Origin of the sequence: Bacillus sp. MRMR6 (assembly GCF_001940785.1) — a bacterium.
GTDB lineage: Bacteria > Bacillota > Bacilli > Bacillales > Cytobacillaceae > Neobacillus.
This window is the reverse complement of the sequence record NZ_MSLS01000037.1, coordinates 38,998-48,942: the sequence shown is the minus strand read 5'-3', so window position 1 is coordinate 48,942 and position 9,945 is coordinate 38,998. Positions and strand designations below refer to the sequence as shown.

Here is a 9,945-nt window from a genome sequence, read left to right as displayed (position 1 = left end):
CAGGCCCATGACCAAATGTATACTGTTTTCCAATTGGTTGATCAAAACGATAGATTTCACCCTTTTTATACCATCTCATCCAGGTCTCAACTTGAGATTTATTCTTTATTTGATACTTGTCCATAATTTCTTTGGTGGTCAATTTTCCCTCAAGTTTTTCTCTCACAACAGCCCACTTAGTTTCACTAGTATATAAGTTTTTGCCCATGCAAAAACACCCCCGATAAATGTACTTGTTTAAAGTGTAACATTTTCGAAGGTGTTTTATATTGTCTCATTAATTTAGGTTAGCCCAAAGGGAGATTTTTTCCTCAATGCTTTTTTTTGTCCACATTGACCCACACAATTACTTACCCAGACTATCTATATAAGTTGAACTTAAAAATTCCCCACTAATTAAAAAGGATTTCCATATATCACTCGTCGAATAAAGAATTAACTCTAATTGGCAGTGATTTCTGTGAGGGTGTTCTTTCCTCTCTCAATACATTTTTATGCACATGTTCTCCTTCGCACCAGATATAGTGGTTTGATTGCGGAGGACAGAACGAGTCAGCACCATTCCTGTTGAGTCACAAGACTTCCGGGTGGCGGAATGTCAGGGATCATCCGATTCAAATTGTACCGCTTGAACCAGGGTTACACAATGATATATAGGCATTCATTTATAGTATAATGTCAGTATTTTACCGGAGGAGAGACCTAATGAGAACTTATGATTTTAATCCGGAAAAGCCGTACCGAGATAACCCGGATTTGCACCTGCTTTACTGGGGGAGGGAGGAGTGTGCTCCCGGACATGCCGTTGGCCCAATGGTGCGAGACAACTACGTCATTCATTTTATCCACAATGGCTCGGGCACCGTCCAAGTAGGAAAGCATACCTATTCACTTAAAGCGGGGCAAGCCTTCCTCATTTATCCGAATGTTTTGACTTTTTATAAAGCGGACATGCAGTCACCCTGGGTTTATTCGTGGTTGGTCTTTTTCGGAGAACAGGTGGAACCGATTTTGGCTCGTACACGCCTGACCCCGGAGAAACCGGTGTTTCCTATGGACATTAGGATCATGCCCGATATGTATAATCAATTAACAATGGTTTCTGGACAAGAACCTGGCGCCGATCTAAAGATCAAAGCACTTATGTATAATTTTTTATCCGTTCTCACGGAGACTGTTCCACTTTCCATCCCCTTGATTTCAAGCCCGAGGAGACGGGACACCTATATCGTGCAAGGAATGGAATATATTCATGCTCACTACCATGAACAAGTATACATTGAACAACTAGCTTCGTTTGTTCGGCTGGAACGCAAATATTTCTCCACCATATTCAAGGAATCAGTAGGATTAACTCCGCAACAATACTTGCTGCAATACCGGATGAATAAGGCTTGCGAGCTACTCAGGAAAGGACAGTATACCGTTGGTGAAGTGGCCCATTCTGTGGGATATACCGACTCCCTGTTGTTTTCAAGAATGTTCAAAAAGTTAAAAGGAACCTCTCCAAAGCATTATCGCCATCTAATTAGCCATTCCGACATCAATCCATAAACCACATCCTTGGTKATATAGGCTTGACCCGACAGTTTCGCTAAAATAGATTTAATTCGTAATATTTTAATATTATTGAAGATTCAGAGAATAATTTAAAGGAGGAAACAAATTGCGAAAGACACTGCACAAAATCGTAACTCTCTCCCTAGTGCTGGCCATGTGCCTATCACTGGTCGTCTTCAGCGTCCCTGCCCCGGCAGCGGCCAATGACGCGGCACCTAGTCTGCGTCCGATGGAGTACTTGACACGTGGCTTGGTTGCCGCCCAGGTCCAAGACGGCATATTCCTTAGCTGGCGCTTCCTGGGAGACGAGCCCGATGGACTCTCATGGAATGTCTACCGTAAAGATGGTGACGCGGACTTTGTGAAGATTACCACCATCACGCCTCGGGATGTACAGCCCGAGAGCAACTACGAGACAAACCCAGGCATTGTGAAAGAAAACATCACACCGTCTAACTACACCGATCCGGATGGCCTCATAACTTCCATCTATGAGGTGGCGCCGGTAATCAACGGCGTTGAGGGGTTGAGGCAGGGCATGTCCGTACCGATGCTGTCGGCCTTGGCGGGAAGCTCGGGGCAGGCCAACAGAGGCGCCGTGCAATATATCCCGATGAAGCCGGCTCCGGAACCAGTGCCGCTTGCACACTTCACTTACCGCGGCCACAGGTTCGGCCCGGACACCAATCTGAACACAGCTAATATGGTTATTCCTGGTTCGAGCGGCGAGCACTGGTACATCGTCGACATGGATTTGCTCAGGGATTTCCGCGAGCCCCATGACAACAAGACCCCGGTCAGCAATACAGATCTGAGCGGATGGATCGACAAACTTAATGAGTACAACCACGAAACCTGGCAGCCGTCCAATTCCCTCGGCGCCGATGGCATCATCAGCAATGACCTATATGCTGAGCTGGAAGCCAAGTTCATAAAATACGTAGAGGAACTAGATTCCGGTACCAAGCTCCCATACGCGAAAACCAGCACAGGTGCGATACATACATCGCAAAGTAGCACCTACGCCACCCACGACATGACGGTGGGCGATTTTGACGGCGACGGCGAATATGAGATTGTCGTTAAGTGGCGCAGCACCCAGACAGACCCCATGTATTCAGAACCGATATTTAATGGAAGGAGCACCACAACCGCTCCCGAGTACATTGACGTGTACAAGTTGGACGGCACCCTGCTGTTCCGTGTAGACATGGGCTATAATGTAAAATCGAGCAACGACCACGAGAACACCCTGTTTGCACAAGACTTTGACAATGACGGCAAGGCCGAGCTCATGCTCAAGACCGGAATCGGCACCCGTATCGGCAACTGGGACGAAGAATCGCAGTCCGTTATCTATCCAGACACCCTTAACACCGTCGTTGGCGGCGAGGATGGCTTGAACGCCACCACGGACAAGTTCAAGGAATACTTTGTCACCGGCAACGAACAGGCTCTCGACACCTATTGGGCACTTCTTAATAGCTTTACCATCTCCTACCGCAGCCCGGTAGCCGGAGGCGGTAACGATGGAGTTAATAATCCGGATGTCAAACGATGGATCAAAACATACCACGTCGGCCCAATCGGCCCTGCTAAAGACGATCTCGAGTTTTTCTCGGCTTTTAAGTGGGATAACGACGCAGGCAAGGGCGTGCTCGTAGACAGCGCTAAATATCCATTCCCTTACGAGGGCAGCGTGGACGGAGAGAACTGGGCCATGACGCCGGCGACTCAGCGCGGCAATTACTCTTATCTAGCCTTCCCAGGCCCAGGCGCTGGAAGTTCCTCAAGCGATTATAAAGCGCAGATTATGGCTCAGAAAGAAGCCTACTGGCTTGAGAATCCGTGGAAAGAAGCTGTGTGGGGCGACGCACAGGGCAACCGTGCCAACCGCTACCTTGGCGTCGTGGCCGCCCTTGACGCTGTTAATAACTACGCTGTTTCTCAGCGTGGCTACTACGCAAGGACAACCTTTGCAGCCTTCAATATTGTGGACGGCAAAGTTAACCTCCAGGCTAGCTTCGACTCGGACGATCCGCAGTACTGGGCCCTGGGCGGGACTGCCTATGACTACAGGAATCGCGGTAACCATTTTACTGATTCGGCTGACCTCGACGGCGATGGCCGTGATGAGATTGTGATGAAAGCCATGGTCCTCGGCCTGAACGCAGATAAGACTATGATTCTGCCTAAGGTACTTAACGGCGACATCATGCCTACAATCGAAGGGCAGAACAGCATCCCTCCGGTTGCTAACGAATTTGAGTTCGCCACCGACGCAGTGCGAAACAACCCGCTGAACGTGTGGGCTCCACTCCGTCACGGCGACCGCAGCGCTCTGCTCCCGGTCAACAAGGATAACAACATTCGCATGTGGTCCGGAAGCGAGGAGCACTTACTGGACGACATCCGCAACGGCAGGCACTACGGCTGGATTCCTGGTGTAGAGGCCCACGACCCGCTGAAGGGCAAGCGGCTGAACGAGCAAGGCGAGATCATCTATGAAAACTCGCTCATCTACGGCGTATACTCAGGTAGAGACAACGAGGGTGCGGTGGCCGGAAACTTCTCTAACCGCTGGCCAGGTGTACAGGGACATTCGGATAACGGTGCGAGGAGCATGATTACCGGCGAGCTCCTGAACGGTGGAAATAACCTGGGAAGCGGCCAGTATGCTATCTGGTTCGGTGGCGGCCTGACGGCCATGGCCGTCAGCGGCTCAAACATCAGCACGGTCGACGACCTGACCTTCGCTTACTCCCGATATCTCACGACAGGCTTTACGTCGACAGGCAGTAAGAGCACACCGACACTCAAGGCCGACATGTTTGGAGACTGGCGCGAGGAGCTCATTCTCCGTGCCAGCAATAACCGTCTTGCTATCGTCACGACCTTGTCGCCGACCGAGTACGGCATCCGCACACTGATGCACGATCCGATGTACCGCAACGGCGTGGCGAATAAGAACACCGGCTACGATCAGGTAGGATTCGCTAGCTTCTATCTGGGCGACGAGGCTGAGCTGCCTTCCATGAGGACCGACATCGCTGTTCCGACGATGGCCCCCAATGCCCAGAGCCAGATGAGTGTCCTGAGCGTGACGGCGAACGCGATCAACATCGAATGGTCCCAAGTCTCCGGCGCTACTGACTTTACCCTGTATAGAGACGGAGTGAAGATTGGTGAATTCACCGGTACGAGCTATCTTGACAAGGGACTCGAGCAAGGTACAAAGTACAGCTACACCGTGATCCCGAGCGACGACATGAACACTGGCGTGGAGTCCCTCCCGCTGGATGTCACGACCAAGACGGCCTCCGTCAAGGCTTCGGTCGAAAAGCTCAAAGGCAACCTGAACGGGCTGACGATCAAGGTCACCGAAAATGATCTCGACGGGACCCCGACATATTACACTAAAAGCTACAGCATCAACAACAACGCTGCCGGCACCTATATGGTCGGACCGTACGAAGTCTATGTAGACACCAAGGGCAGCACCCAGATCCGCGAGTGCTACATCATCAAGTAACCAAGAGACAGTACAACAAATCAAAAGCAATCGGAGGGCGGCGCGATGCCGCCCTTCGATGCGTATAAACAGCTAGAAAAGCAAGCCGCGGAATTTGTGGTTAATTCATCATGATGATCAGATACCCTAGGAAATCTTTGCTCCTTCTTTAGTTCTTGATTACAACGACAAGGTTTGCCCCGTATTATTTAACATGGAAAAAGCTGCCCATTGGTTTGAGTAGCTTATTAGTAATTTATAAGTGAGTTATTATCTAGAGTCAAAGTAAAATGAATATATCCACGATCTCACATTATCCCAAGTCAATCCCATTAACTCAATTTTTCCTCATGCCTATGTGCGACTGCATATTTTAATCCGATTCTCAAAAATGAGAAACAAAAAAGACCAGGTGCCCCCCTAGGTCTATGTATGTAAGGTATTCGCTAGAAACCTTGATATTATTTAATTGGCGGGACTGTGTGGTAATCGAACCCACCAGACCTGGCACGCAGGTCTCAAGCAGTTTTGAAGTTTGCTGGCATCTGTTATTCTAGTATCTTGATGTACCTGAAGTACTGATAAATCACTCGTTAAAATATCTGCTCCTAGCTCGATTACAAATGAAACCACAAGGTAATCTACCACGCCATTGTTCCGAGGTAACCTGCAGTGAACGTAACCGCGGTATTTATTAAAGAATTGGCATCTGCTAATTGGGTAGTAATATGATATTGCTATTTGAGGAAAATTTTATCTTTAATTGTTGTTATTAGTCCAAGCATTTCAGTACCTATTTAATATGTTATTAATGGAGGTGATGAATTAAAATGGTTAAACTCTTTATTGACCCCGGACATGGCGGTACAGACCCTGGAGCTTTGGGGAATGGTCTACAAGAAAAAAATCTTACTTTACAAATAGCGATAACTTTAAGAGATATATTACTAAATGAATTTGAAGGTGCATCAGTCCTATTAAGTAGGACAAGCGATCAGACTGTAAGCTTAAGCGAAAGAACAAATGCCGCAAACAATTGGCGAGCAGACTATTATCTTTCCATCCATATCAATGCAGGTGGTGGTACAGGTTTTGAAAGCTATATTTATCCAGGAGTTGGCTCCCCTACAACCACATACCAGGATATCTTTCACGATGAGATTCTAAAGGTAGTAGATTTTGCTAATCGTGGTAAAAAATCAGCTAACTTCCATGTTTTACGGGAAACATTGATGCCAGCTTTGTTAACGGAAAATGGGTTTATAGATAATACCAATGACGCAAATAAATTAAAATCACCAAGTTTCTTAGCAATTATTGCCAGAGGGCACGCAAATGGATTAGCAAGGGCATTTAACTTAACGAGAAAACCAAATGTTCTATATAAGGTGCAAATAGGTGCCTTTCGTATTAAATCTAATGCAGAAAACCTTACAGCAGAGGCAATGGCCAAAGGTTTCGATGCCGTTGTTTTATTAAGAGATGGTCTATACAAAGTCCAGATTGGCGCTTTCAAATCAAAAGAAAATGCAGAATCTCTAGCAGCTAAAGCAAAGAATGCAGGATTTGATGCCATAGTGTTTATAGAATAATTCACTTACCCTAGCCAATTTATCTTATATGCTTGGGTAGAAGAGCAAGATTCAACATTCTCCTACTCAAAATTTCCATTTTAGGTAGGGGAATGCTATTTTGGTATCAATTAAAAAAGAATCTTCTCATTAAACCCCAAAAATTTAAGTGTGTTTATATCAATTGTTTTTCCTCTAAATACTTGATTACTTGCGCTACACATTCTTCAAACGAATACCTGCTTGTATCGATGATCAATTCCGGATTAACCGGTTCTTCATAAACAGAATCTACACCCGAAAACTCTTTTATCTTTCCCTCTCTTAGTTTTTGGTAAAGACCTTTTGGATCCCGTTTCTCGCAAACATCCAATGGACATTTAACAAAAACCTCTATAAATTCATTTTTTTCAACTAATTGACGTACTTGATCTCGATCTTTTTGAAACGGAGAAATAGAGGCTGCAAGGACAACCTGACCACTATCTACGAATAAATTTGAAACTTCACCGATACGCCGAATATTTTCCTGTCTGTCTTCTTTTGAAAAACCTAAATCTTTATTCAGACCGAAACGAATATTATCCCCATCTAATACATAATTCCTAATTTTACGATCAAATAACCTTTTAGCTATTTCCTTGGCGAGTGTGGACTTTCCCGAGCCGGATAATCCCGTAAACCAAACGATAAAGCTTTTATGACCATTTTGTTCTCTCCGATCTTTTTTTGTAATACTAGATTCATGCCATGTTATGTTCGTTGCCTGGATCTTTTTTCCTTCCATAGGCAAAAGTTCCGTTTGCTTCCGTAAACCTTTTATTAGTACATCAACCACCTCTTTACGGCTAAAGGTGCTGGGAGGGTATATACCGTTACTTATTAATTTCCTTACTTTTGTTCCAGAAAGAACTAAATGATTGTGTTTGTCATGTGGACATGTTTTGGTAGAAGCCATTCCTTCACACTTTAAGCAATAAAAACTATGTTCAAAGAACAGAATGTTGATTCCAAGTTCCTCGCTAGTGAAGTTCTTGAAGATTTCTTGAGCTTCATAGGTGTTGTAATAGTTACCTACTCCTGCATGATCACGCCCAACAATAAAATGTGTACACCCATAATTTTTGCGAACGATAGCATGGAATACAGCCTCGCGCGGACCAGCATAACGCATTGCCGCAGGAAAAACAGATAAGAAAACCCTGTCTTTTGGATAATAATGATTTAACAAGACCTGATAACTTTCCATCCGAATTTCTGCTGGTATATCATCAAGCTTTGTCTCACCAACTAGTGGATGTAAAAAAAGTCCATCTACAACTTCAAGTGCTGTTTTTTGTATATATTCATGGGCACGATGAATAGGATTCCTTGTTTGGAATCCCACCACCGTATTCCATCCTAGCTCTTTAAATTTACTTCTTGTCTCAGATGGATCGATATGGAACGAAGCAAATTCCCCTTTTTCATTTTTTTTTACTAATCTGATTTCTCCAGCTGCATAAATATTGGGCCGTTCATATAATTTTTTGACTCCTGGATGCAGTAGATCGTTTGTTTTATAAACGTTCATTGCCTCTATCTGCTTATTGGGTGTATACAATTGTTCTAATTTTAAGACACCATACACGCCCCCCTCTTTTACTAGCTTTATCCACTTGCCCACAGTTAAATCTTCCGCTTGCTTCTCATTAACTGGGAGTGTAATCGGAATACTCCAAACAGTACCATCCAAAAGCTGCATATTCTCTACAACGGAATCATAATCTTCTTTTTTTAAAAAACCTTTTAATGGACTATAAGCCCCAATAGCAATAAGTTCAAGATCACTTAATGCCATGTTATCTAGTTCTATTTCACTTTTTAGGGATTTATAGTCAAAATCCGGTTCAAATAAATTAATCAATGATCCCCCATGAGGAATACTCTGACTCATTTACGAACACCTTCCTTTACTTCTATAAATTGGTAGAAGTTACCGTAATTTGCTCGGCGATTTGTTAATTTTGGTAGAGGTTACCAGCTTGTACATTTTACATGCCCACAATGTTTGAGGAATTTTAAATAGAGGAGTCTCAAATATTTATACGAGATAAATATACAATATAATGATTAATATATAGATATATTCTTCTATAAATAGAATCAAATTTTCACCAAGATAATTGCTAATAAAGAAAAATGTCAACAATTGATGGTTATTATCATTAGGTTCTGGCAATCACTACACTTCCTATCCCTTATCCTTTATAAAAGGAATATAGTGGAATTTTTGATTAAGACTATCCATCTGCACGTACATAAGCATAAGTGTCCTCTAAACCTTTAAGAATATCAAAAGTAGGATGCCACTCAAGCGACTGCAAAGCGTTTTGATTATTAAGACAGCTATGTTTAATATCACCGTTTTTACCATCAACAAAAACGTAGCCAATAGAGGAACCGTGTATTATTCTTAAGAAGCCGATTAATTGGTTAATGGACGTTGTCTTTGAGGTGCTGATATTATAAATTTGATGGTTTCCACGTTTGATTGCGGCGACATTGGCTAAAACAATGTCCTTTACATAAATAAAGTCCCTGGTTTGTTCACCATCCCCATGTACCAACAACATCTCATTCCTCATTATGCGATTAAGAAAAACTGCTATAACCCCTCCTTCTCCCTTTGGTAATTGCCTTGGACCATATACGTTTCCATATCGGAGAATAGTAAATGGAAGTTTATACAGTTGAGAAAATAAACGGATATAGGATTCCGCACTTAATTTTGATACTCCATAATACGAAATGGGTACAGTCAAATCGGTTTCCGATAATAAATCAGTCTCCAAATCTCCATAAACTGCTGATGTCGACGCAAAGATGATTTTCTTTACCCGAGCTTCATGACAAGCTTCCAAAATATTAATTGTTCCATTAATATTGACACCCGCATCATAATTTGGTTCACTGATAGATTTTCCAACATCCGCCTGGGCGGCTAAATGGAATACTATATCCGGCTTTTCCTTGATAATTATCTGCTTAGCCTTTGTACCGCGAATATCCTCTACATGAATGTTGGCAGAAGGATGGACATTTTCCAACCTTCCCGTTATTAGGTTATCGAGTACATGAACTTTAAATCCTCTTTTAATAAGCTCATCAACCAAATGAGAACCAATAAAACCAGCGCCTCCAGTGACGAACACCTTCATAAAAATAATTTACCTCCTTTTTCTTCCCAACCCTTGCTGGCTAATTGAAATAGTTTAAGACATTAACCTTTATTCGTTTAAAGTCTTTTTTTTTCATTATCCT

At 43.7% G+C, this 9,945-nt stretch carries 5 protein-coding genes and 2 pseudogenes; 3 read left to right on the top strand and 4 right to left on the bottom strand.

Annotated features, from left to right (window positions below):
* A pseudogene (locus BTR25_RS23280) lies at nt 1–139 on the bottom strand (IS3 family transposase); the annotation flags it as partial.
* A gap of 566 nt (nt 140–705) precedes the next feature.
* On the opposite strand from BTR25_RS23280, the gene BTR25_RS23275 reads away from it, so the two are divergent.
* The 3 genes from BTR25_RS23275 (at nt 706) to BTR25_RS23265 (ending at nt 6,663) form a co-directional block, all read left to right on the top strand.
* Complete coding sequence (locus tag BTR25_RS23275) at nt 706–1,554, top strand: AraC family transcriptional regulator (RefSeq protein WP_075690377.1); 849 nt, start codon at nt 706–708, stop codon at nt 1,552–1,554.
* A gap of 112 nt (nt 1,555–1,666) precedes the next feature.
* Nucleotides 1,667–5,092 carry a rhamnogalacturonan lyase family protein gene (locus BTR25_RS23270; protein ID WP_075690376.1) on the top strand — a complete coding sequence of 1,142 codons (3,426 nt, stop codon included), beginning with the start codon at nt 1,667–1,669 and terminating at the stop codon, nt 5,090–5,092.
* Nucleotides 5,093–5,901: 809 nt separating this feature from the next.
* On the top strand, nt 5,902–6,663 hold the full coding sequence (locus BTR25_RS23265; RefSeq protein ID WP_075690375.1) for an N-acetylmuramoyl-L-alanine amidase: 762 nt from the start codon (nt 5,902–5,904) through the stop codon (nt 6,661–6,663).
* A 154-nt stretch (nt 6,664–6,817) separates the two neighbouring features.
* On the opposite strand, the gene cysC is transcribed toward BTR25_RS23265, so the two are convergent.
* From cysC to BTR25_RS23250, 3 genes and pseudogenes are all read right to left on the bottom strand, one after another.
* On the bottom strand, nt 6,818–7,429 hold the full coding sequence (gene cysC, locus BTR25_RS28305) for an adenylyl-sulfate kinase (protein WP_254842783.1): 612 nt from the start codon (nt 7,427–7,429) through the stop codon (nt 6,818–6,820).
* Nucleotides 7,430–8,578 (bottom strand): annotated as a pseudogene (sat, locus tag BTR25_RS28300) (sulfate adenylyltransferase); the annotation flags it as partial.
* A 346-nt stretch (nt 8,579–8,924) separates the two neighbouring features.
* A complete protein-coding gene (locus tag BTR25_RS23250) occupies nt 8,925–9,842 on the bottom strand; it encodes an NAD-dependent epimerase/dehydratase family protein (RefSeq protein WP_075690374.1) in 918 nt (305 codons plus the stop codon).
* Nucleotides 9,843–9,945: the final 103 nt, after the last annotated feature.

Excerpts from the sequence above, each read along its gene's own strand:
- BTR25_RS23275 (WP_075690377.1), top strand. The coding sequence starts at position 706 with ATGAGAACTTATGATTTTAATCCGGAAAAGCCGTACCGAGATAACCCG.
- BTR25_RS23265 (WP_075690375.1), top strand. The coding sequence starts at position 5,902 with ATGGTTAAACTCTTTATTGACCCCGGACATGGCGGTACAGACCCTGGA.
- cysC (WP_254842783.1), bottom strand. The coding sequence starts at position 7,429 with ATGGAAGGAAAAAAGATCCAGGCAACGAACATAACATGGCATGAATCT.
- BTR25_RS23250 (WP_075690374.1), bottom strand. The coding sequence starts at position 9,842 with ATGAAGGTGTTCGTCACTGGAGGCGCTGGTTTTATTGGTTCTCATTTG.